21 protein-coding genes are annotated in these 20,772 nt (G+C 71.0%); 11 read left to right on the forward strand and 10 right to left on the reverse strand.

Features of this window, described 5'->3' with window-relative positions; genetic code table 11:
• Nucleotides 1-120: 120 nt before the first annotated feature.
• The 4 genes from KOI35_RS29280 to thpR all read left to right on the forward strand — a co-directional run bounded on the left by KOI35_RS29280 (nt 121) and on the right by thpR (nt 4,110).
• The gene (locus KOI35_RS29280; protein WP_215791857.1) at nt 121-1,227 is read left to right on the forward strand and encodes a citrate synthase 2; all 1,107 of its coding nucleotides are present in this window, start codon (nt 121-123) and stop codon (nt 1,225-1,227) included.
• 11 nt (nt 1,228-1,238) lie between these two features.
• The gene (gene serC, locus KOI35_RS29285; RefSeq protein WP_438870633.1) at nt 1,239-2,345 is read left to right on the forward strand and encodes a phosphoserine transaminase; all 1,107 of its coding nucleotides are present in this window, start codon (nt 1,239-1,241) and stop codon (nt 2,343-2,345) included.
• 194 nt (nt 2,346-2,539) lie between these two features.
• Complete coding sequence (sepH, locus tag KOI35_RS29290; RefSeq protein WP_215791859.1) at nt 2,540-3,640, forward strand: septation protein SepH; 1,101 nt, start codon at nt 2,540-2,542, stop codon at nt 3,638-3,640.
• 2 nt (nt 3,641-3,642) lie between these two features.
• Nucleotides 3,643-4,110, forward strand: a complete 468-nt coding sequence (gene thpR / locus KOI35_RS29295) for an RNA 2',3'-cyclic phosphodiesterase (RefSeq protein WP_281420301.1) — start codon at nt 3,643-3,645, stop codon at nt 4,108-4,110.
• 70 nt (nt 4,111-4,180) lie between these two features.
• On the opposite strand, the gene KOI35_RS29300 is transcribed toward thpR, so the two are convergent.
• The 4 genes from KOI35_RS29300 to KOI35_RS29315 form a co-directional block, all read right to left on the reverse strand.
• Complete coding sequence (locus KOI35_RS29300) at nt 4,181-4,609, reverse strand: hypothetical protein (RefSeq protein WP_215791860.1); 429 nt, start codon at nt 4,607-4,609, stop codon at nt 4,181-4,183.
• Nucleotides 4,610-4,668: 59 nt separating this feature from the next.
• Complete coding sequence (locus tag KOI35_RS29305; RefSeq protein ID WP_215791861.1) at nt 4,669-5,985, reverse strand: MFS transporter; 1,317 nt, start codon at nt 5,983-5,985, stop codon at nt 4,669-4,671.
• A 67-nt stretch (nt 5,986-6,052) separates the two neighbouring features.
• Nucleotides 6,053-6,499, reverse strand: coding sequence for a MarR family winged helix-turn-helix transcriptional regulator (locus tag KOI35_RS29310; RefSeq protein ID WP_215792040.1), 447 nt, complete (start codon nt 6,497-6,499; stop codon nt 6,053-6,055).
• A 50-nt stretch (nt 6,500-6,549) separates the two neighbouring features.
• A complete protein-coding gene (locus KOI35_RS29315; RefSeq protein ID WP_215791862.1) occupies nt 6,550-7,974 on the reverse strand; it encodes an NCS2 family permease in 1,425 nt (474 codons plus the stop codon).
• 168 nt (nt 7,975-8,142) lie between these two features.
• On the opposite strand from KOI35_RS29315, the gene KOI35_RS29320 reads away from it, so the two are divergent.
• Nucleotides 8,143-8,355 carry a DUF2530 domain-containing protein gene (locus KOI35_RS29320; RefSeq protein ID WP_215792041.1) on the forward strand — a complete coding sequence of 71 codons (213 nt, stop codon included), beginning with the start codon at nt 8,143-8,145 and terminating at the stop codon, nt 8,353-8,355.
• A 64-nt stretch (nt 8,356-8,419) separates the two neighbouring features.
• Here KOI35_RS29320 and KOI35_RS29325 read toward each other — a convergent pair whose 3' ends face one another.
• On the reverse strand, nt 8,420-9,259 hold the full coding sequence (locus tag KOI35_RS29325) for a DUF3027 domain-containing protein (protein ID WP_215791863.1): 840 nt from the start codon (nt 9,257-9,259) through the stop codon (nt 8,420-8,422).
• Nucleotides 9,260-9,345: 86 nt separating this feature from the next.
• On the opposite strand from KOI35_RS29325, the gene KOI35_RS49065 reads away from it, so the two are divergent.
• From KOI35_RS49065 to KOI35_RS29340, 3 genes are all read left to right on the forward strand, one after another.
• The gene (locus tag KOI35_RS49065) at nt 9,346-11,445 is read left to right on the forward strand and encodes an MFS transporter (RefSeq protein WP_215791864.1); all 2,100 of its coding nucleotides are present in this window, start codon (nt 9,346-9,348) and stop codon (nt 11,443-11,445) included.
• Between the two features lie 611 nt (nt 11,446-12,056).
• Complete coding sequence (locus tag KOI35_RS29335) at nt 12,057-12,674, forward strand: futalosine hydrolase (RefSeq protein ID WP_215791865.1); 618 nt, start codon at nt 12,057-12,059, stop codon at nt 12,672-12,674.
• Between the two features lie 71 nt (nt 12,675-12,745).
• On the forward strand, nt 12,746-13,558 hold the full coding sequence (locus tag KOI35_RS29340) for a 1,4-dihydroxy-6-naphtoate synthase (protein ID WP_215791866.1): 813 nt from the start codon (nt 12,746-12,748) through the stop codon (nt 13,556-13,558).
• Between the two features lie 6 nt (nt 13,559-13,564).
• On the opposite strand, the gene KOI35_RS29345 is transcribed toward KOI35_RS29340, so the two are convergent.
• Genes KOI35_RS29345 through KOI35_RS29355 form a run of 3 tightly spaced genes read right to left on the reverse strand, consistent with a single transcriptional unit; the run spans nt 13,565 to nt 14,824 of the window.
• Nucleotides 13,565-13,951, reverse strand: coding sequence for a cold-shock protein (locus tag KOI35_RS29345; RefSeq protein WP_215791867.1), 387 nt, complete (start codon nt 13,949-13,951; stop codon nt 13,565-13,567).
• A 46-nt stretch (nt 13,952-13,997) separates the two neighbouring features.
• A complete protein-coding gene (locus tag KOI35_RS29350) occupies nt 13,998-14,624 on the reverse strand; it encodes an HAD family hydrolase (protein ID WP_308121205.1) in 627 nt (208 codons plus the stop codon).
• Entirely contained in the window at nt 14,621-14,824 is a 204-nt protein-coding gene (locus KOI35_RS29355; protein ID WP_215791868.1) for a hypothetical protein, read from the reverse strand. Before KOI35_RS29355 ends, KOI35_RS29350 begins: the two co-directional genes overlap by 4 nt.
• Nucleotides 14,825-14,912: 88 nt before the next feature.
• Here KOI35_RS29355 and KOI35_RS29360 point away from each other — a divergent pair, with 88 nt between their 5' ends.
• From KOI35_RS29360 to KOI35_RS29370, 3 genes are all read left to right on the forward strand, one after another.
• Nucleotides 14,913-17,378 carry a helicase-associated domain-containing protein gene (locus KOI35_RS29360; protein WP_215791869.1) on the forward strand — a complete coding sequence of 822 codons (2,466 nt, stop codon included), beginning with the start codon at nt 14,913-14,915 and terminating at the stop codon, nt 17,376-17,378.
• Between the two features lie 291 nt (nt 17,379-17,669).
• On the forward strand, nt 17,670-19,331 hold the full coding sequence (locus KOI35_RS29365) for a DNA repair helicase XPB (protein ID WP_215791870.1): 1,662 nt from the start codon (nt 17,670-17,672) through the stop codon (nt 19,329-19,331).
• A gap of 58 nt (nt 19,332-19,389) precedes the next feature.
• The gene (locus KOI35_RS29370) at nt 19,390-20,010 is read left to right on the forward strand and encodes a maleylpyruvate isomerase family mycothiol-dependent enzyme (protein ID WP_215791871.1); all 621 of its coding nucleotides are present in this window, start codon (nt 19,390-19,392) and stop codon (nt 20,008-20,010) included.
• Here KOI35_RS29370 and KOI35_RS29375 read toward each other — a convergent pair.
• Together KOI35_RS29375 and KOI35_RS29380 are read right to left on the reverse strand one after the other, a co-directional pair.
• Nucleotides 20,005-20,421 (reverse strand): HAAS signaling domain-containing protein, encoded by a 417-nt coding sequence (locus KOI35_RS29375; RefSeq protein ID WP_215791872.1) that lies wholly within the window; start codon nt 20,419-20,421, stop codon nt 20,005-20,007. The two genes, KOI35_RS29370 and KOI35_RS29375, sit on opposite strands and share 6 nt — an antisense overlap.
• Complete coding sequence (locus KOI35_RS29380) at nt 20,418-20,762, reverse strand: PadR family transcriptional regulator (RefSeq protein ID WP_215791873.1); 345 nt, start codon at nt 20,760-20,762, stop codon at nt 20,418-20,420. The genes KOI35_RS29375 and KOI35_RS29380 overlap by 4 nt, the downstream gene beginning before the upstream one ends.
• Nucleotides 20,763-20,772: the final 10 nt, after the last annotated feature.

Genomic DNA, 20,772 nt, shown 5'->3' on the forward strand with positions numbered 1-20,772 from the left:
GGCCGTCCGTCAGGTCGGTGAGGATGGGTGTCGCGGAGAGCACATCGCGGCGGGTCGACCTGCCGTTACCCAGCGAGCAAGATGAAACACCTACAGCATTGAAGGTATGCAGGGAGGGTCGTGACCGACTTCAAGCCCGGGCTCGACGGCGTCGTCGCCTTCGAGACCGAGATCGCCGATCCCGACGAGGCCGGGGGCGCGCTGCGCTATCGCGGCGTCGACATCGAAGACCTGATCGGCCTGGTCTCGTTCGGCGACGTCTGGGGACTGCTCGTCGACGGGCGGTTCGGTCCCGGGCTGCCCCCGGCGGAACCGTTCCCAGTGCCGGTGCACTCCGGCGACATCCGGGTCGACGTGCAGTCGGCGGTCGCCATGCTCGCGCCCTACTGGGGGCTCGACCAGCTGCTCGACATCTCCGACGAGCAGGCCCGGCGCGACCTGGCCCGGGTGTCGGTCACCGCGCTCTCCTTCGTCGCCCAGGCCGCCCGCGGGCTGGGTCTGCCGGCCGTACCGCAGAAAGACATCGACAAGGCCGAGACGATCGTCGAGCGGTTCATGCGGCGCTGGCGCGGCGAGCCCGACCCGCGGCACGTCAAGGCGGTCGACGCCTACTTCATCTCGGCCGCCGAGCACGGCATGAGCGCGTCCACGCTGACCACCCGCGTGGTCGCGTCGACCGGGGCCGACGTGGCCGCCTGCATCTCCTCCGGCATCGGCGCGCTCTCCGGCCCGCTCGACGGCGGCGCCCCGGCCCGGGTGCTCACCATGCTCGAAGACGTGGAGCGCAGCGGTGACGCCGAGTCGTACGTCAAGGATGTGCTCGACCGCGGCGAGCGGCTGATGGGCTTCGGTCACCGGGTCTACCGCGACGAGGATCCGCGCGCCCGGGTGCTCAAGCGCACGGCCCGCGAGCTGGGCGCCGCCCGCTACGACGTGGCCGTGGCGTTCGAGCGGGCCGCGCTGGCCGAGTTGCAGGCCCGCAAGCCCGACCGGCCGCTGCCGACCAACGTGGAGTTCTGGTCGGCCGTGGTGCTCGACTTCGCCGAGGTGCCGGGCCACATGTTCAGCTCGATGTTCACCTGTGCCCGGGTGGCCGGCTGGAGCGCGCACGTGCTCGAGCAGAAGCGGCTGGGCCGGGTCGTGCACCCGTCGGTCCGCTATGTGGGACCCCCGCCGCGCAAGCCCCAGCAGGTCGAGGGCTTCGAAGCTCTGCAGCATAATCTCTAGGCGTGACTGACATCCGGATCCCCGAGACTCTCCGCCCCGTCGACGGACGCTTCGGCTCCGGCCCGAGCAAGGTGCGCCCCGAGGGCGTCGAGTCGCTGTCCGCGGTGTCGCGCACGTTCCTCGGCACCTCCCACCGGCAACAGACGGTGAAGCAGCAGGTGGCCCGGCTCCGGCGCGGGCTGGCCGAGTTCTTCTCGATGCCCGACGGCTACGAGGTGATCCTGGCCAACGGCGGCACCAGCGCCTTCTGGGAGGTCGCGACGTTCGGCCTCGTACGGGAAAAGGCGCAGTTCGCCGAGTTCGGCGAGTTCGGGGCCAAGTTCGTCAAGGCGGTCACCGACGCCCCGTTCCTGGCCCGGCCGACCGTGCACAAGGCGCCCGGCGGCGAGGCGGCCTACCTGACCGCCGAGGCCGGCGTCGACGTCTATGCCTCGGTGCACAACGAGACGTCCACCGGCGTCGCCGTGCCGGTCCGCCGCGTGGCCGGGGCCGACCCGGGCGCGCTGCTGCTCACCGACGCCACCTCGGGCGGCGGCAGCCTCGACGTCGACCTCCGCGAGACCGACGTCTACTACCTGGCCCCGCAGAAGGCACTGGGCTCGGACGGCGGCATCTGGCTGGCCCTGATGTCCCCGGCCGCGATCGAGCGGGCCTTCGAGATCAAGGCGAGCGGCCGCTACATCCCGCAGTTCCTCGACCTGGTGACCGCGATCGAGCAGTCCCGCCTCGAGCAGACCTACAACACCCCCGCGCTGGCCACGGTGTTCCTGGCGGCCGAGCAGCTGGACTGGATGAACGCCCAGGGCGGCCTGTCGTGGGCGGTGAAGCGCAGCGCCGAGAGCGCGGCCGCGATCTACGGCTGGGCCGACCGGTCCACGTACGCGACGCCGTTCATCACCGACCCCGCCCTGCGCTCGGCCGCGGTGGCCACGATCGACTTCGACGGCGTCGACGCCGCCACGATCGCCAAGGTGCTGCGGGCCAACGACATCGTGGACACCGAGCCCTACCGCAAGCTCGGTCGCAATCAGCTGCGGATCGCCCTCTACCCCACGGTGGAGCCGTCCGACGTGGCCGCCCTGACCCAGTGCCTCGACTATGTGGCCGAGCGCCTCTGACGTGGTTCTCGTCACCCCGGCGTCCACGTCGTCGCAGTTGAAGCCGGTGAATTTTCAAGATCATCGCAGCTCAGCCAACTTGGGCGGCGTGGCTTACCACCATTAGGTGACCAAGACGCGTACCGTGTTCCGAAACGCGCTCGGGTAGCTGAGTCTCGAGTGTGAAGGCCAACGCGACGGGACGGAGGCAGCGCATGCGGCCAGTACGCTTCGTCGCCCTTTCCGAGGACGGCCAGGCCATGGTGCTCGCCGATGAGGTCGGCCGGCTCCTGGCTCTCCCGATCGACGACCGGGTCTCCGGCGCGATCGGGCAGGACGGGCATCCGGTGTCTCCCGGCACCGCGGTCGCCGTGATGGCCCCCGATGCCACACCCTCCCTGTCTCCGCGTGACATCCAGGCCCGCATCCGCTCGGGTGACTCGGCCGAAGAGGTCGCACGCATCGCCGGTGTGCCGGTCGACCGGGTGCTCCGCTACGCCGGCCCGGTGCTGCAAGAGCGAGCCATGCTGGCCCAGCACGCGCGCCGCACCCGCCTCAAGACGTCGGATTCCGGTGCCCCGCTGGCCGAGGTGGTCGACAGCCGCCTGGCCCAGCACGGCATCGACGCCGAAAAGATCTCGTGGGACGCGTTCCGCCGCGAGGACGGCACGTGGCGCATCGTCGCCACCTGGCCGTCCGGCAAGGCGACGGCCCAGGCGATCTGGGATCTCGACAAGGGACGCCAGGTCGTGTCGCCGCACGACGACATGGCCCAATACCTGTGCGCCGAGCGGCCCACCCAGATCCTGGGTCAGGAGCCTGCCCCCGAGCGCGCGTTCACCGAGCGTGGTGGCCACGGGCTGCCCGGCCCGTCCCGCACGGCCGAGCCGGCCCGCGGTGGCCGGGGCCTGCCGCCCGCGCCCGAGGCGCCCGCGGCGCGGTCCACCCGCGACCCGATCCGGGCCGGGCGCGACGCCCTGCTCGCCTCGCTCGACCGCCCGCTCAGCCCGTCCGGCGGCCGCAGCCTCGACGCCGGTCCGGCCGAGACGCCGCGCCGCCCGGTCGCCGGTGGGGCCGCGGCCCTGCTCGGCGGTGGCTCCGGGTCGGCCTTCGACGAAGACTCCGACCTGCCCAAGGAAGTTCCGGCCGTGCCGTCGCTGGCGGTGCTGCGCCCCCGTCGCACGGTGGGTCAGGGCCAGGGCCAGGGCGGTCAGCAGCAGGGCTCCGAGACCGACGAGGCGAAGCCCCGCAAGCGGCTGCCGAGCTGGGACGACGTGCTCTTCGGCGGCGGCCCGGCGGCGCGCGAGTCGTCCTGAGGCTGTTCGTCGCGGTCTCCCCGCCGCGATCTGCCCTCGAGGCGTTACGGGCCGAGCTGCCCGTCCGGTCCCGCCTGACCCCGATCGACAAATGGCATCTCACGCTGGTCTTTCTCGGCTCGGTGCCGGACTCGCCGGCCGGGTTGCTGGCCGATGTGCCGTCACCGGGCCCGTTCGAGCTGCGGCTGACCGGCGGCGGCCGGTTCGGGGCGGTGGCGTGGGCCGGGGTGGACGGTGACCTGGCCCGGCTGACCGAATTGCGGGAGAGCGTCCGAGACGCGCTGACGCTGGGCGGTTTCGCGAGTGACGAGCGACCGTTCCAACCGCACCTGACCGTGTCGTATCACTCCGATCCGGCGCTGCGGCGAGCGCTCGCCGGTCACGCCGGAGAGCCGTGGCCGGTGACCGAGTTCGCGCTGGTGCAGAGCGTGGACGGCCACTATCACGAGCTGGCCGCCTGGCCGCTCTGACTCTGGGCCGCTTAGCTCACTCTTGTCGGCGCGGCTCGTCGGCGCGGCCTTGTCGGTGCGGCTTGTCGGCTCAGCGCAGCTCGAGGCCCGCTGCCTGTAGTGCGTCCTCGACCCGCATCCGCTCGAACTCGCGGTCGAGCCCGTCCAGCGGGCGCAGATTCTCGGAGACGCCGAGGCACTGGCAGGCCATACACAGTCGCTCGTCATACGCGCGCACGACCGCTTCCTGCCACACCTCGGACTCGAGGGTGACGCCACCTCGGCGCTGACGATCGAGCCGGCGCAACTCACCGGCCAGCCATTCGATCGGCACCGGCCCGAGGCGCGAGGTCAGGACGCCCGGGTCGACGTCACGCAGGGCACGATCGAGACGGGACGACCCGGGGCACGCGCGTCTGCGGCGGAACTCGTCTCGCCGCCGGACGGCCGCCACCGCATAGGGGACGGTTACCGGGAGCACGAGCGCCGCCGTGAGCACAGCAATGTGCGCAATGGCCACGCTAAGACGCTAATGGGGAACAGCCCCGGACCGGAATAGGATGATCTGCCAAATACCTGTCAGGCGGCCGCACGCTCCGGCGTCTTGACCGCCGTGGTCGGCACCTCGACCGGCGGCACCAGGGTCAGCCGCGGGCGGGGCCGGATCGTCATCTCGATCCGCTCGCCGCTCGACCGCAACTGCCAGACCAGGGCACCCAGGGCGGCCACGAAACAGACCACCCCGGCCCCCGAGATGCTGGACGCCACTCCGAACCGCTCGCCCCACCAACCGGCCAACGAGGCCCCGATCGGCGTGGTGCCCAGGAAGACCAGCACGTACAGGGCCATCACCCGGCCCCGGTATTCGGGGGCGACGCCCATCTGCACCCGGTGGTTGGCCGCCTGGGCCAGATAGATCGAGAAGAACCCGGTCGGGATCAGCACGAGCATCGCCACCACGAAGGACGGAGCGAACCCGACGGCGAACTCGAGCAGCCCGAACGCGGCCGCGGCCCCGATCACCAGGTAGGCCCCGGGCCGGGCCCGGCGACCGCTGCCGGCCAGGGCGCCGCCGAGCGCGCCGACCGCGAGCGAGGTCGTCAGCAGCCCGAACGTGGACGGTCCGGCGTTGAAGTCAATCTTGGCCAGCGCGGCCAGGGTGACCGGGAAGTTGAAGCCGATCATGCCGACCACGAACATCAGGCCGATCGGGAGCAGCAGGTCGGGACGCCGGCCGACGTAACGCAGGCCGTCCATGATCCGGGCGTCCTTCTTGGCCTGACGCTCGGCCGGTCGCAGGTCGGCCGTCCGCATCCGCGAGTAGCTGACGATCGGAGCCACGGCCAGCACGGTTGCCATCAGGAAGACCGGGCCGGTGTCGAAGAGCGCGAGCGCCACACCGGCCAGGGCCGGGCCGCCGATCCGGGCCGTGTTGAAGGTGGCCGCCGAGAGGGCCAGCGCGTTCGGCAGCAGGGGCAGCTCGACGAGCTCGGAGACGAAGGCCTGCCGGACCGGGGTCTCGACGGCGTTGGCGATGCCGAGCAGGCCGGCGAAGAGGAAGACGTGCCAGAGCTGCACGTGCCCCGAGGCGACCAGGATGGCGAAGACGATCGCGGTGGCGGCGAACGCGGCATTGGCGATCACCAGCAGGCGGCGCTTGTCGAAGCGGTCAGCCAGCTTGCCGGCGTACAGCGTCAAAAGAAGCACGGGAAGGAACTGCAGCGAGGTGACCAGGCCGAGGGCGCTCGGCGAGTTGCCGGACAGGTCGAGCACCAGCCAGTCCTGGGCGGTGAACATCATCCACACCCCGACCAGCTTCACCAGTTGCCCGGTGGAGAAGAGCCGGTAGTTGCGGACCTGGAGAGACCGGAAGGTGGTGTTCAGCACTGACCGCACGCGGTTGTGCCTCCTGTTCGGTAGTACGCGTCATCGTCACGTGACGAAGCGCCGCGTACCCGAACTCTCAGGCGCGGGAGATCTTCTGCAGGATCTCGGCCGCCTGAGCCAGGGTTTCCCGTTCGTCCGGCGCCAGAGCGGCCAGCTGGGTGGCCAGCCACTCGTTGCGCGCCTTCTCGAACTGGGCATACACGGCCCGCCCCTGCTCGGTGGCCGACAGGATCACCTGCCGGCCATCGGTCGGGTGCGGGGTCCGCACGACCAGGCCGCGTTCCTCCAGCTTCCCGACGATCTTGGTCATCGTCGGGGGCTGGACTCGTTCGACATCGGCGAGCTCGCGCGGGGTCAGTGCGCCGGCCAGTTGGAGGCTGGTCAGCGCGGAGAGCTGGCTGAAGGTGAGATCACCGACCGGACGGGCCTGCCTGACCCGCCGGTTCAGCCGCATGATCGCCTCGCGAAGGGTCTTGGCCGCCTCATCGGCTGTGCCACGATCCGCCACCACGGGCCACTCCATCACGATTCTTAGCTTAGCTAATGAGCAAAGCTAACGACATGTCATTGCGGTCACAGGATCCAAGTCTCGAGCGGACCGCGCAAGAAGTAGAGGACGAACAGCACCGCGACGCCGTACAAAATCGGGTGCACCTCGCGGGCTCGGCCGGTGGCGACCTTCAGGACCACGTACGAGATGATCCCCGCCCCGATGCCGTTGGAGATCGAATAGGTGAACGGCATCAGCGTGATCGCCAGGAAGGCCGGCACGGCGATCGTGTAGTCGCTCCACTCGATCTGCCGCACCGCGGTCATCATCAGAAAGCCGACCACCACCAGCGCGGTCGACGCCGCCTCGAACGGCACCACCGACACGAGCGGGGTCAGGAACATGGCCAGCAGGAAGAGCACGCCGGTGACCAGGTTGGCCACGCCCGTACGGGCGCCCTCGCCGACACCCGCGGCGCTCTCGATGTAGGAGGTGTTGCTGGAGACACTCGCCGCACCACCAGCGGCCGCCGCCACCGAGTCGACCAGCAGGATTTCCCGCGTACGCGGCGGCATGCCCTCGGAGTCGAGCAGCTCGCCCTCCTGACCGACGGCGACCATCGTGCCCATGGTGTCGAAGAAGTCGGTGATCAGCAGCGTGAAGATGAACATGATCACGACGAGCCAGCCCGCCCGCGACCACGAGTCGAGCACGTTGAAGTGGCCGAGCAGCGACAGGTCGGGCGAGCCGACGATCTTTTCGGGCAGCTTGGGGACGTTGAGCGACCAGCCCTTGGGGTGGGCGATGGCCTCCACGATGATCGCCAGCACGGTGCTGCCGAGAATGCCGATCAGGATCGCGCCGCGCACCTTGCGCACGAACAGCACCAGCGTGAACAGCAGGCCGACCACGAAGACGACGGTCGGCCAGGTCGACAGCTTGCCGCCCACGCCGAGCTCGAGCGGGACCGTGGTGCCGGCGGCGTCCGGGATCCGGCGCACGAAGCCCGCGTCGACCAGCCCGATGATCATCAGGAACAGGCCGATGCCGACGCCGATCGCCGTCTTGAGCTGCGTCGGCACGGCCCGGAAGACCATCGTCCGCAGGCCGGTGAGCACCAGGATCGCGATCAGCACGCCCTCGATGACGACCAGACCCATCGCATCGGCCCAGGTCATCTCGGGCGCGATCTCGAACGCGATCAGCGCGTTGACACCGAGACCGGCGGCCAGCGCGAGCGGGAAGCGGGCCACGACGCCCATCAGGATGGTCATCACCCCGGCGACCAGGGCGGTGCCCGCGGCCAGGGCGGGGATGGCCAGCTTGGCACCGTCGCCGTCGACCCCGTTGCCCAGGATCAGCGGATTGAGCACCACGATGTAGGCCATCGTGAAGAAGGTGGCCAGACCGCCCCGGACCTCGCGGCCGAGGGTCGAGCCCCGGGCCGAGATCTCGAAGAACCGATCAAAACCACTTTTCGGCGTACGGGTATCGGTGGCGGCGGTCATGCGGGCCTCTCCGGATCACGGGAAACGAGGAGGGCATGGTCTCAGTCCTCGATGACCTGCGCAAAACCGGCGTGTGTCGGCCCCGTCACAGGGGCCCACCGGTGATCTCCGCCGACCTATTCTGTTCCCGTGAGCGAGAAGCCCCGAGTCGAGCCGCTGGACCCACCCATGGTCCCGTTCGCCGTCGGCGGGCTGGCCGCGTTCGCCGTCGCCGCGCTCATCGTGTGGCTGGCCGACGGGCCCGACCGGTGGCTGCAGATCTGCATCGCGGGCTTCCTCGCGGGCATCCCCGGCCTGATCACGATGATCGTGCACGACCGGCACCGCAAGCGCCGCCGCCTGCTCTCGCACCCGTCTTTCACGGTGACGTCCGAGCTCTGAGCCCCTCTTGACGGCCGCCTTACTTTACGGCCGCCCTCTTTACGGCCGTTCTTGGCGCCGGCCCTCAGCTGTGGCCGTAGTCCTCGGCGGGTTCGCTCTCTTCGACCGAGCCGTGGCCGCGGCTCACCGCGACCGACTCGACCTCGCTGTCGTCATAGACCGTGGGCAGCTCGTCGACCGGCTGCTCGGCCGTGCCCAGCAGCGCCTCGGAGTGCGCGCCACAGCCGTGGTCGGCGCTGACCGCGCGGGCATCGTCGGGGGCGTAGAGGTTGCCGCACACCCCGAACATCGAGCGCAGCGACCCGGCCAGCGGCAGATAGAACCCGCAGGAGCCACAGCGGGCGTTCCGCGGCGCGGCCACCGAGATCGGCGCCTCGGGCCCGGACTCGCCGTCGTACCACCGCTGGGCGGCGTCGATGCGGCCCTCGCGCGACATCACCCGGGGACGGCCCAGGCCGAGCTCCCAGCTGACGTCCTCGACCGCCGGGTCGTCGCTCAGCACGTAGCCCTGGGCCAGACGCTCGTCGTCCGGGGCGGTCGGCATGAGGTCGCCCACGCCGAGGTCACCGGGCTGGAGACGCTCGTTCCAGGGCACCCAGCCCGGGGCGAGCAGCGCGTCGGGGCCGGGCAGCAGCACCGTCTCGCAGATGGTGACGTGCCGGCTGCGCGGGATGCGGGTCACGGTGACCGCCCAGCGCCAGCCGCGATAGCCCGCCAGGTGGCTCTCGAAGAGGTGGGTCACGACCCGGTCGCCCTCGGCGATGGCCTCGAGGTGCTCCCCGACGTCGGCCGGGTCCACATCGGTGATCGCACCGCGTGCCACACCGACCGCATCGGCACAAACCTGGTCGAGACGGGCTGCGCGGGTGGTGGTCCGAGTCGTCACAACCTCATTGTCCCCCATCACCGTGGATGCTCCGCACCGACTCCCCCGGATTCCGCGCCCCCGGAACGGGACAGCGCTCGCCCCGATCAGTCAGGATGGGGTGCATGCCGTTGCTTCCCACTCTCGGACGCACCGTCGGCACCGGCGTCAAGGCGGCCCGCCTGCTGGTGCGCGGTTCCGTGCGCGGCGGAGCGTGGGCGACCCGCCGGGTCGGCACCGCGCGGGCCAAGGGCGCCGCCAACGAGACCGGCATGATCCGCCTGTTCGACCTGCACGCGCTCTCCTGCGCCGGCGACACCCTGATCGCGATCGGCCTGGCCGGCACCATCTTCTTCAACGTGCCGCTGGGCGAGGCGCGCAGCAAGGTCGCGCTCTACCTGCTCATCACGATGGTGCCGTTCGCGCTGCTGGCCCCCGTGGTGGGCCCGCTGCTCGACCATTTCCGGCACGGCCGCCGCTACGCACTGGCGGTCACCATGCTGGGCCGGGCGTTCCTGGCCTACGTGATCTCCGATCACCTGTTCAACTGGGGCCTCTATCCGGCGGCTTTCGGGGTGCTTGCGCTGTCCCGTGCGTACGGCGTAGCCCGCTCGGCCGCCGTACCCAGGCTCCTGCCCGAGGGCATCGGCCTGTCCCAGGTCGGCGCCCGCGCCAGCGTCTACGGCACGTTCGCCGGCGCCGTGGTCGCCCCCGTGGGCCTGCTCGCCTTCAAGTTCGGCCCGCAGTGGCCCCTGCGCGTAGCAATGATCATCTTCATCGTGGGCATGGTCGTGTCCCTGCGCCTGCCCCCACGAGCCGACTCCGACCCGCCCGAGGCCGTGCCCCGCCCGTGGCGCACGATGCTGCGCCTGGGCCGCGGCGAAGACCGTCCGCTCTCCGGCCCGCTGGTGATCGCCACCCTGATCGGCAGCGCCAGCCTGAGGCTTCTGTACGGCTTCACGCTGCTCTTCCTGGCCTTCGTGATCATGGCCGACCAGCTCGACACCACCGTCCTGGGCAACGACATCGGCCCCCAGGGCGCGGTCGGCCTGATCGGCGGCGCGCTGGCCGTGGGCACTTTCCTGTCCACCGCGGTCGGCACCCGCCTGCGCATCCGGCGCCCGCTGGCCCTGCAGTCGGCCGGCCTGATCGTCACGGCCGCGGTGGGCGTGCTGGCCACGCTCTTCTACAGCCTGCTGATGGTCACGCTGATGGCCCTGGTGGTCGCGGTCTTCAGCGGCATCGCCAAGCTGGCGGTCGACGCCAGCATCCAGGAACGGGTCCCCGAACGCCTCCGGGCCAGCGCATTCGCCCACTCCGAAACGGTCCTGATGATCGCCTGGGTGCTGGGCGGCGGCATCGGCATCATCCCGCTGCACGGCCGCGTCGGCGTGGCGCTGGCCACCGTCCTGGCCATCCTGGCCGCGGCCCGGGCGGCTTACATAGCCACCCGCCTCCACAATGAACGCCTGAGCGGCCGCGCCGACACCCCCGATCCCGCCGCCGCCTCTTCCCCCAGCGCGAGCGCGGATGGCAACTCCAGCGATCGATCGAGTTTCGGCTCTGAGTCCGCGCCCGGCTCCGGCTCCGGCTCCCGCCCCGGTTCCGGTTCCAGTTCTGGTTCTGGTTCTGGTTCTGGTTCCGGCGATCGATCCGGGTTCGATCCCAGTTTCGGGCCCGGCGATGGTTCCCGGTTCGATCGAGGTTCCGGGCGCGATCACCGGTCCGGATCGACGGCTTGGGAGCCCAGCCCCGACGAGCCCAGCGACCCATGGCCCGAGGCCCCAACGGTCCCGACCCGAGTCCGCCCCAACAACACTGCACCCGGCCAGCCGACCCGAGCCGACCGCTCGCGCTCGGCCGGATCCGGCCACCCCACTGATCGCTCCACCCCGCCCACCCGGGTCGACCACAGCCCCACCGCCGGCGACAACCGCTCGAACCCCAGCGACCCGCCTACCCGCGTAGACCCAGGCGAGCCCAAGCGAGGCTGGTTCGGCCGTCGCAAAGACAAGAAGACCGCCTCCGAACCGCCCCCGCCCCCATCCCCACCCACAGCCGAGCGTCAACGCCCGCGCACCTCCGAGCCCCCGCTAAGCGCCGAGCGCCCCACCACCCCAAAGCCCGACGCGGCCCTGGCCCCACCCGGCTTCCACGTCTACCGCCCAACCTCAGCCGACCACCCGACGAACGGCAGCACCCCCACCGACAACCAGGACCGCTGACCGCCGCGCCCAAACCGCGCAGCCCGCCACACCCCGCACCGTGCGCGCACCGCGCTCACCCCAGGCACCGTGCTCACACCGCGCACCGCGCTCACCCCAGGACACCGCGCTCAAATCGCGCACCGTGCTCACGCCAGGCACCGCGCAGCGCTCACACCGTGCAGCGCGCCAGCGCCGCACACCAGGCGCCGCACTCAACGCCGGGCACCGCGCACCGTGCTCACGCCAGGCACCGCGGACCGCGCTCACACCTCGCACCGGCGCCCACAAAGCGCACGCGCCAGCGCTGCACATCACGCGCCGCGCGCCGCCGACAACCCCAAAGCGCGCACCTATCTCGCGGCTACGCTCCTCTCCCCGAGCGCCGCCGCGCCACCCCTCTCTCCGGCCGGCTGACGGTCCAAGGCTTTCACGTCAGGCGCGCCGGCCCGGAGTTGTCCACAGTTCCGAGTTATCCACAGGCACCCCCGCGAAGATCGCCCCGACCCGGCAGAATTGCCGCGATGCTGGCGCTGGCGCGGGTGGGGGTCCCCCGATAGGGAGGGCGGGCCGCGCCCGGAAACTTTTTGTGCTAGATCGACGCGACGGCGAGGGAAGTTAGGCGGCTAACGATGATTCTGGTGGTCACGGCGGTGGCGGCTGAGGCCGAAGCGATTCGGGCGGGCGCCGACCCCGACCACGTCACCGTCGAGGCGGTCGGGGTGGGGCCGGCCGCCGCCGCCGCGGGGACGGCTCGGCTGCTGGCGACCGGCCGGTTCGAGGCGGTTGTCTCGGCCGGCATCGCGGGCGGGTTCGTCGGGCGCGCTCCCGTTGGCGCGGTTGTCGTCGGTGCCCGCAGCATTGCCGCTGACCTGGGCGCGGAGACTCCCGACGGGTTCCTCACGGTCGACGAGCTCGGCTTCGGCACGAGTGTGCTCGAGAGTGACCCGGAGCTGGTGAGGTCGCTCACCACGACGCTGCCGGGGGCCGTCCTGGGCGACATCGTGACCCTCAGCACCGTCACCGGCACCGCGGCCACCGCTGAGCGTCTGGCCGCGCGTTATCCACAGGCCGTGGCCGAGGCCATGGAGGGCTTCGGGGTGGCTGTCGCGGCCGCCGGGCTTCCCTTTGCCGAGCTGCGCAGCATCTCGAACCCGGTCGGGCCCCGAGACCGGGCGGCCTGGCGGCTGAAGGAGGCGTTCGCGGCGTTGTCCACAGCTTCGGCGGCTGTGTGGAAAACCTGTGGATAACTCCACCGTGTGGGATGAGAGACAGCCGTCGTGCCACGCGATGAGGGGGTGACGCGTCTAGCGTGGACTCCGTGGCGCTTTCACTCGCGGTTTCTCCGTGCCCCAATGACACGTTCGTCTTCCACGCTCTCGTGCACGGGCTCATCCCTGGTGCTCCCGAGGTCAACCTGACCTTCGCCGACGTCGACGTGACCAACACGGCGGCCGAGCGTGGCGAGTTCGACCTGGTCAAGGTGAGCTACGCGGCGCTGCCCTGGCTGCTCGACGACTACGAGCTGCTCCCGACCGGGGGCGCGCTGGGCCGGGGCTGCGGCCCGCTGGTGCTGACCCGGGAGCCCGGCGTCGACCTCACCGGCAAGACGGTGGCTGTGCCCGGTGACCGCACGACGGCGTACATGCTGTTCCGTCTCTGGTCGGCCGACCGCGCGCCGGGCCGCATCGAGGTCGTGCCGTTCCACCAGATCATGCCGGGTGTGGCCGAGGGTAAGTACGACGCCGGCCTGGTCATTCACGAGGCCCGCTTCACCTATCAGCGCTACGGCCTGCATTCGCTGGCCGACCTGGGCGAGTGGTGGGAGGCCGACACCGGCCTGCCGATCCCGCTGGGCGCGATCCTGGCCAAGCGGGGCGTGGTCGACCCGGCCGAGGCGACCGAGTGGATCCGCAACTCGGTGAGCATGGCCTGGGCCAACCCGGACGCGAGCCGCGAGTTCATCCTGGAGAACGCCCAGGAGATGGAGCCCGACGTCGTCAAGCAGCACATCGATCTCTATGTGAACGAGTTCACGCTTGACCTGGGCCGGGACGGACTCGCCGCCGCCGACGCCCTGTTGCAGCGCTCGGCAGCGGCGGGTATCACGCCTGCTGTGAAGCCGTTCCTGTAAGAGAAATCAGGCCTCGAACTCCTTCGCCACCGCGTGGACGAGCTGCGCGATCTTGGCCGAGACACGCTTGTCGGGGTAGCGGCCACGGCTCAGGCCGGGCTGCACCTGCGACTCCAGCACCTTGATCATGTCTTCGACCATGCTGTGCAGCTCTTCCGCCGGGCGGCGCCGCAGCTCCGCCAGCGACGGCGGGGCGTCGATCAACTTGACGCCCATCGCCTGGGCGCCCTTGCGGCTGTCCACCACACCGAACTCGATGCGCTGACCTGTCTTCAGCTCGGCCACCCCGGCCGGCAGCGCGCCCTTGGGCAGGAACACGTCTCCGCCCTCATCGCTGGTGACGAAACCGAATCCCTTCGCCGCGTCGTACCACTTCACTCGACCCGTGGGCACCGCTGACCTCAACTTCACTCAATGGAAACAACCGCTCACATCAAGGCTACTGAAGCGATGCTCCCTCACCCAACTGCAATTGGCGCAGCAGCGGCGGCAGAGCGGTGAGGTCGTCCAACACGTACGCGGCCCCGGCTTCTTGAAGTGAGGACACCGAGCACGGTCCGGTAGCGACGCCGATGCCGGGCACCCCAGCCGTACGCGCAGCCACCATGTCAGCCACGTGATCACCCACGTACCAGCGCACGTCATGACTGGTCAGCGCGGTCGCCTTGCCCTCGGCGAACAGATCACCGGCCAGTTCGTCGGCGACCAGGCCGAGATGGTCGAGGTGCAGAGCGGCCAACCGGCCCAGTTTTGATGTGACAACCACAACACGCAGACCAAGCGACCGTACGGCCGTCAGCGCCTCAACCGCACCCGGCATGGGCACGGTCGGGGTGATCGCATGGTCCACGTAGAGCGCCCGGTAGGTGGTCACCGCTTCTTCCAGCTCCGAAGCCGGGAACCAGTGGGCCAGCTCGGTGCGCAGTGGCGGTCCGAGCCGGGTGACAGCGAGGTCGGCGTCGACGAAGACACCCGTCTTGTCGGTCAGCGCCCGGTAGGCGACCCGGATGCCCGGCCGGGAGTCGATCAGGGTCATGTCCAGGTCGAACCCGACCGCACCACTCACGCGGGGGTCGACGGGATGTAGTTCAGGCGGTCGACCGGCAGCGGGAAGGTCTGGTCGTCACCGAACGGCGACGGCGCCGCGGCCCGGTCGGAGAGCAGCTCGGAAACCTCGAGGTGGCCCTTCATGTCGACACCCTGCGGCTGGTGGCCGACCGCGCCGCCCTTGACGTCGGTACCCGGCAGTTTGTTCTTCGCGGCCACGGATGTCCCCTTCAGCGTCCGTTACAGATCAGTGCCCGGCCATGCCGGACACCTCAATATCGTCCCACGACGGCTAGCGTTGAACACGATGGCCACCACATTCGCCGATCAACTGCGGTCGCTCACCGACGAAGCGCTGAGCGCGCTCGTTCAGTTGCGCCCTGATCTTGTCGTGCCCGTGCCGGCCGACATCTCCGCGCTGGCCGTGCGGGCCCAGTCCCGCGGCTCGGTCGCCCGCTGTCTCGACGGCCTCGACGAGTTCACGTTGCACATCCTCGACGCGGCCCGGCTGAGCCGCTCGGAAGAGAGCGCGACCACCTCGGTCGCCGCGATCCTCGAGCTGGCCACCGGGGTCGCCGCGGACGACGTCCGGGTCGCGATCGACCGCCTCCGCGTCCGATTCCTGCTGTACAGCGGCTACGAAAACGGCGGCGACGAGCACGACGGCGGAGACGACGGCGCCCTGCGGCTGGTCGGCGCGATCGACGAGGTCACGTCGCCCTACCCGGCCGGTCTGGGCCGGCCGGCCGACTTCCTCGATCCGCAGACGTCCGCGCTGTGTGCCGACAAAGCCAAGTTGCGCCGTACGGTCCTGGCCGCCCCACCCGGAGCCCGGGCCGTTCTCGACCGGCTCGCGGCCGGCCCGCCGATCGGGGCGCTGGGGCGGGAGTCGGTCGCCGAGCCCGTACGGTGGCTGGTCGACCACCACGTGCTGGTGCCGATCAGCGAGGCCGGGCGGGCGCCCCGGCCCGACGGCGAGCTGGTCGAGTTGCCCCGTGAGGTCGGTCTGCTGCTGCGCCGGGACACCGGCCCGCTGGGCGCGTTGCGGCCGTTCCCGCCGATTCCTGAGGGCGCGACCCGCGACCCGAAATCCGTCGACTCGGCCGGGGCCGGTCAGGTCATGGAGGCCGTACGCAGCACGGAGTCGCTCCTCGAGGCGCTCGCGGCCGAGCCCGCGCCGGTGTTGCGGGCCGGCGGCCTGGGCGTACGGGACCTGAAGCGTCTTTCCCGGTCGGCCGGGGTCGACGAGCCCGGGGCCGCGCTGCTGCTCGAGGTGGCGTACGCGGCCGGTCTGCTGGGCGAGAGCGACGTGGCCGGCACGGGCCGATCGGTGACCGTGAGCCGGGCCGGCGGTGCCGTGGACGAGATCTTCCTGCCCACCGGCGCGTACGACATGTGGCGTGCCCTGAGCACAGCCCAGCGCTGGACCGCACTGGCCCGGGCCTGGCTCGCGATGACCAGACAGCCCGGTCTGGTCGGTAGTCGTGACGACCGGGACCGCCCGATCAACGCGCTCGCCCCCGACGCCGAGCGGGCCGGTGCCCCGCAGGCCCGGCGCGAGGCGCTGTTCGTGCTGGCCGATCTCAAGCCCGGTACGGCCCCGCAGGTCGACGAGGTGCTCGGGCTGCTCGCCTGGCAGACCCCACGCCGGGCGCGCGGTCGTGAGGCGGTCCACCGCGATGCTCTGGCGAGCGGCGCCCAGCTCGGTGTGAGTGCGCTCGGCGCCATCACCTCGTACGGGAGACTGCTCCTGGAAGACGTCGACGAGGGCGACCTCGACCCGCTCGGGGTGCGTCCCGGCTCGACCGAGCCCCGGGGTGACGCCGTCCGCACGTTGGACGCGCTGCTGCCCGCCCCGGTCGACCACGTGCTCGTGCAGGCCGACCTGTCGGTGGTGGTGCCCGGTCCGCCCGAGCCCGAGCTGGCGGCCGAGCTCGACGTGATCGCCGAGCCCGAGTCGGCCGGTGGGGCGAGCGTGTTCCGGGTGACCGCGGCCAGTGTGCGCCGGGCCCTCGATGTCGGGTACACGGCGGCCGACCTGCACTCGTTGTTCCGGCGCCGGTCCCGCACGCCGGTGCCGCAGACGCTGACCTACATGATCGACGACGCCGCCCGGAAGCACGGCGGGCTGCGGGCCGGTTCGGCCGGCTCCTATCTGCGCAGCGACGACGAGGCCCTGCTGACCGAGGTGCTGGCCGACAAGCGGCTGGTCTCGCTCGGCCTGCGCCCGATCGCGCCGACCGTGCTGGTCAGCCCGTTGCAGGTGGCGCGGATGCTGGGGGCCCTGCGTGACGCCGGGTTCGCGCCGGTGGCCGAGGACGCCGGGGGTGCCGCCGTGCTGACCCGGCCCAAGGTGCGCCGCGCGCCGACCCGTACGTCGGTGGCGGCCCGCCTGGCCGACCAGTCCGGACCCCCGATGCTGGCCGGGCCGCGTCTGGCCGGCGTGGTCGAGCAGATCCGGCGGGGCGACATCGCCACCCGGGCCGCCCGCCGGGCTCCGGTCAGCGTGCGCGCGGCCAACGGGCAGGGCGTCCCCGGTCTGACGTCGGTGCAACAGCACGGTCAGGCGATGGCGGTGCTGCAACAGGCCGTACGGGAAAAGGCTCGGGTCTGGGTGGGTTATGTCGACTCGCACGGGGCCACGCTGTCGCGGCTGGTGCGGCCGGTGTCGCTGAGCGCGGGCTATCTGCGGGCCGAGGACGAGCGCACCGAGACGCTGCACACCTTCGCGCTGCACCGGATAACGGCAGCCGTTCCCGACGAGGAGTCTTAGCGCGGGTCGTACACCCCCGATGCCGTACGACCCGCGCTAAGTGATCAACGCGCTGGTGGCCCGGAAGGTTGCACGGAATCCGTGTCACACTGGAGGGTCGGTTAGGGCGTGTCCCGTGGATCACGCGGGTCTGCGGTGCGGTCCAGGTGGTGGCTGACGTCGGCCGCAGGGCGGTCGCATCCCGGTGTTGGATGTGGCCGTTCTGCGGCCGCCGTCAGGCGCCGCCTGGGCCTCGGCGCAGGCCCCCGTGATCCACGGGACACGCCCTATAGCTCTTCGAAGGGTGTCTCAGTGAGCGGCGGACCTCTGATCGTCCAGTCCGACAAGACTCTTCTGCTGGAGGTGGACCACCCGGACGCGCAGGCCTGCCGGATGGCCATCGCCCCGTTCGCCGAGCTGGAACGCTCGCCCGAACACGTGCATACCTACCGGTTGACCCCGCTCGGCCTGTGGAACGCCCGCGCCGCCGGGCACGACGCCGAGAGCGTGGTCGACTCGCTGATCAAGTTCTCGCGCTACCCGGTGCCGCACGCGCTGCTGGTCGACGTGGCCGAGACGATGGACCGCTACGGCCGGCTGCAGCTGGCCAACGACCCGAGCCACGGCCTGGTGCTGCGCGGGCTCGACAAGATCGTGCTGATCGAGGTCGCGAAGTCGAAGAAGCTGGCCGGCATGCTCGGCGGCAAGATCGACGACGAGACCATCGCGGTGCACCCGTCCGAGCGCGGCCGCCTCAAGCAGGCGCTGCTCAAGCTGGGCTGGCCGGCCGAAGACCTGGCCGGTTATGTCGACGGCGAGGCCCACGAGATCAACCTGGCCGAGGACGGCTGGACCCTGCGCTCCTATCAGCAGGAGGCGGTCGACGGATTCTGGGCCGGTGGCTCGGGCGTGGTCGTGCTGCCCTGCGGCGCCGGCAAGACGCTGGTCGGCGCGGCCGCGATGGCCACGGCCAAGGCGACCACACTGATCCTGGTGACCAACACGGTGGCCGGCCGGCAGTGGAAGCGGGAGCTGATCGCGCGCACCTCGCTGACCGAGGAGGAGATCGGCGAATACTCGGGCGAGCGCAAGGAGATCCGCGCGGTCACCATCGCGACCTACCAGGTGCTCACGTCGCGGCGCGGGGGTGCGTTCACCCACCTCGACCTGTTCGGTGCCCGCGACTGGGGCCTGGTCATCTACGACGAGGTGCACCTGCTGCCCGCGCCGATCTTCCGGTTCACCGCCGACCTGCAGGCCCGGCGCCGGCTCGGCCTGACCGCGACCCTGGTCCGTGAGGACGGCCGCGAGGGCGACGTGTTCTCGCTGATCGGCCCCAAGCGCTACGACGCCCCGTGGAAGGACATCGAGGCCCAGGGCTGGATCGCACCCGCCGAGTGCGTCGAGGTCCGGGTCACGCTGACCGACGCCGAGCGGATGACGTACGCGGTGGCCGAGGCCGAGGAACGCTACCGGGTCGCCGCGACCGCCCGGACGAAGCTGCCGGTGGTCAAGGCGATCGTCGACAAGCATCCCGACGAGCCGGTGCTGGTCATCGGCGGCTTCCTCGACCAGCTCCACCAGCTCGGCGAATACCTCGACGCCCCGATCGTGGAGGGCTCGACCACCAACAAGGAGCGCGAGCGGCTGTTCGACGCGTTCCGGGCGGGCGAGCTGCGCACGCTGGTGCTGTCAAAGGTGGGCAACTTCTCGATCGACCTGCCCGAGGCGGCGGTGGCGATCCAGGTGTCGGGCACGTTCGGCTCGCGGCAGGAAGAGGCGCAGCGCCTCGGCCGGGTGCTGCGGCCCAAGGCCGACGGGCGGCAGGCGCACTTCTACACGGTCGTCTCGCGCGACACGATCGACACCGAATACGCCGCGCACCGCCAGCGTTTCCTCGCCGAGCAGGGCTACGCCTACACGATCGTCGACGCCGACGACATCCTCGGCCCGGCGCTCCCCCAGATCGACTGACGAGCTTCCATACGTACGGCCGTGGTGCTCTTGAACACCGCGGCCGTACGTTCCGGTCGTGTGGGACGTCATCATCGCCGAGCGGACCGCCCTGGCTGACCTGCTCGCATCGCTGAAACCCGAGGAGTGGCAGCACCCTTCGCTGTGCGCCGACTGGACGGTTCACGACGTCGCCGCGCACATGACCCTGCAGCAGGTGAACCTGGCCGGCCTGTTCGGCATCCTGCGGCAGTGGCAGGGCAGCATCGACAGCACCAACCATCACGTGGCCAAGCGTCTCGCCGCGACCACGCCACCCGAGCGGATCGTCGCCGAGATCAGGGACACCGCCCAGCGGCGCCGGAAGTCGACCGGCGTCTCGCAGCTCGAAGCCCTGACCGATCTGCTCGTCCACACTCAGGACATCGCCCGCCCGCTGGGCCGACGGCATCCGATGCCACCGGAGGCGGCCGCGGTGGCCGCCACCCGGGTGCTGACGATGCGCTGGCCACCCCCGTTACCGGCGACCCGCAAGGTCGCGGGGTTCCGGTTGGTGGCCACCGACACCGGCTGGTCGCACGGCACCGGGCCCGAGGTGCGCGGGCCGATGGAGGCGCTGCTGCTGGTGTGCACCGGCCGGACGATCGCCGTCGCCGAGTTGAGCGGCGACGGCGCCCCGGAACTCCGGCGTCGCCTATGACGTGGGCTGGGGTTCGGGCACCGGCGCGGTGACCGCCGGCCCGGGCGCCGGCACCTCCGAGGAGTCGACGCGCGCGAAGAACAGTGCGAACGCGCAGAAAGCGAACACGACCAGCAGCGCGCCGGCCCCGACGAGCCACGGCCAGAGCCGCCGGCGGGGCGGCGCGGGGTGCCGGAACACGGTGCCGGCCTCTTCGTGCGCGGCCGCGGCCACCACCTCGGGGCTGCCGAGACGCTCGAGGATCTCGATCAGCTCGCCCTCACCGGAGACGTGCCGCTCGGCCCGCTCGGCCGCGATGTGCGCCTCGAGGTCGGCCAGCAGTTCCCGGCGCTGCAGCACCGGGATGCCGGCCAACCGCTGGTCGAGCTCGCGCAGGTACTCGGCGACGACGTCGTTCTGTTGGGTCTTCATACGGCCTCACCGGTTCCCACGAGTCGGTCGACGGTGTGTCGGAACGACACCCATTCGGTGCGGAAGTGGTCGAGCGCGGACCGCCCGTCCAGGGTCAGGCCGTAGTAGCGCCGCGGTGGTCCGCTCGGCGACTCGACCCATTTGCTCTCCAGCCAACCCGACCGGCGCAAACGCGAGAGCAGCGGATAGATCGTGCCCTCGCCGGCGGCCAGATTGGGCTCCTCGCCCAGCCGTCGGACGATCTCGTTGCCGTACCTGTCCTCGGTCTCGACCAAGGCCAGGACACAGAACTCCAACGTGCCGCGGCGCAGACTCGTCGACAACTGCGAGACATCTGCCATGCGCGACACA

This window comes from Paractinoplanes bogorensis (assembly GCF_018829635.1).
Classification (GTDB): Bacteria; Actinomycetota; Actinomycetes; order Mycobacteriales; family Micromonosporaceae; genus Actinoplanes; species Actinoplanes bogorensis.

Coding starts and splice junctions, on each gene's coding strand:
- sepH (WP_215791859.1), top strand. CDS start 2,540: ATGCGGCCAGTACGCTTCGTCGCCCTTTCCGAGGACGGCCAGGCCATG.
- KOI35_RS29310 (WP_215792040.1), bottom strand. CDS start 6,499: ATGGAGTGGCCCGTGGTGGCGGATCGTGGCACAGCCGATGAGGCGGCC.
- KOI35_RS29315 (WP_215791862.1), bottom strand. CDS start 7,974: ATGACCGCCGCCACCGATACCCGTACGCCGAAAAGTGGTTTTGATCGG.
- KOI35_RS29320 (WP_215792041.1), top strand. CDS start 8,143: ATGGTCCCGTTCGCCGTCGGCGGGCTGGCCGCGTTCGCCGTCGCCGCG.
- KOI35_RS29325 (WP_215791863.1), bottom strand. CDS start 9,259: ATGGGGGACAATGAGGTTGTGACGACTCGGACCACCACCCGCGCAGCC.
- KOI35_RS49065 (WP_215791864.1), top strand. CDS start 9,346: ATGCCGTTGCTTCCCACTCTCGGACGCACCGTCGGCACCGGCGTCAAG.
- KOI35_RS29335 (WP_215791865.1), top strand. CDS start 12,057: ATGATTCTGGTGGTCACGGCGGTGGCGGCTGAGGCCGAAGCGATTCGG.
- KOI35_RS29360 (WP_215791869.1), top strand. CDS start 14,913: ATGGCCACCACATTCGCCGATCAACTGCGGTCGCTCACCGACGAAGCG.
- KOI35_RS29375 (WP_215791872.1), bottom strand. CDS start 20,421: ATGAAGACCCAACAGAACGACGTCGTCGCCGAGTACCTGCGCGAGCTC.
- KOI35_RS29380 (WP_215791873.1), bottom strand. CDS start 20,762: ATGGCAGATGTCTCGCAGTTGTCGACGAGTCTGCGCCGCGGCACGTTG.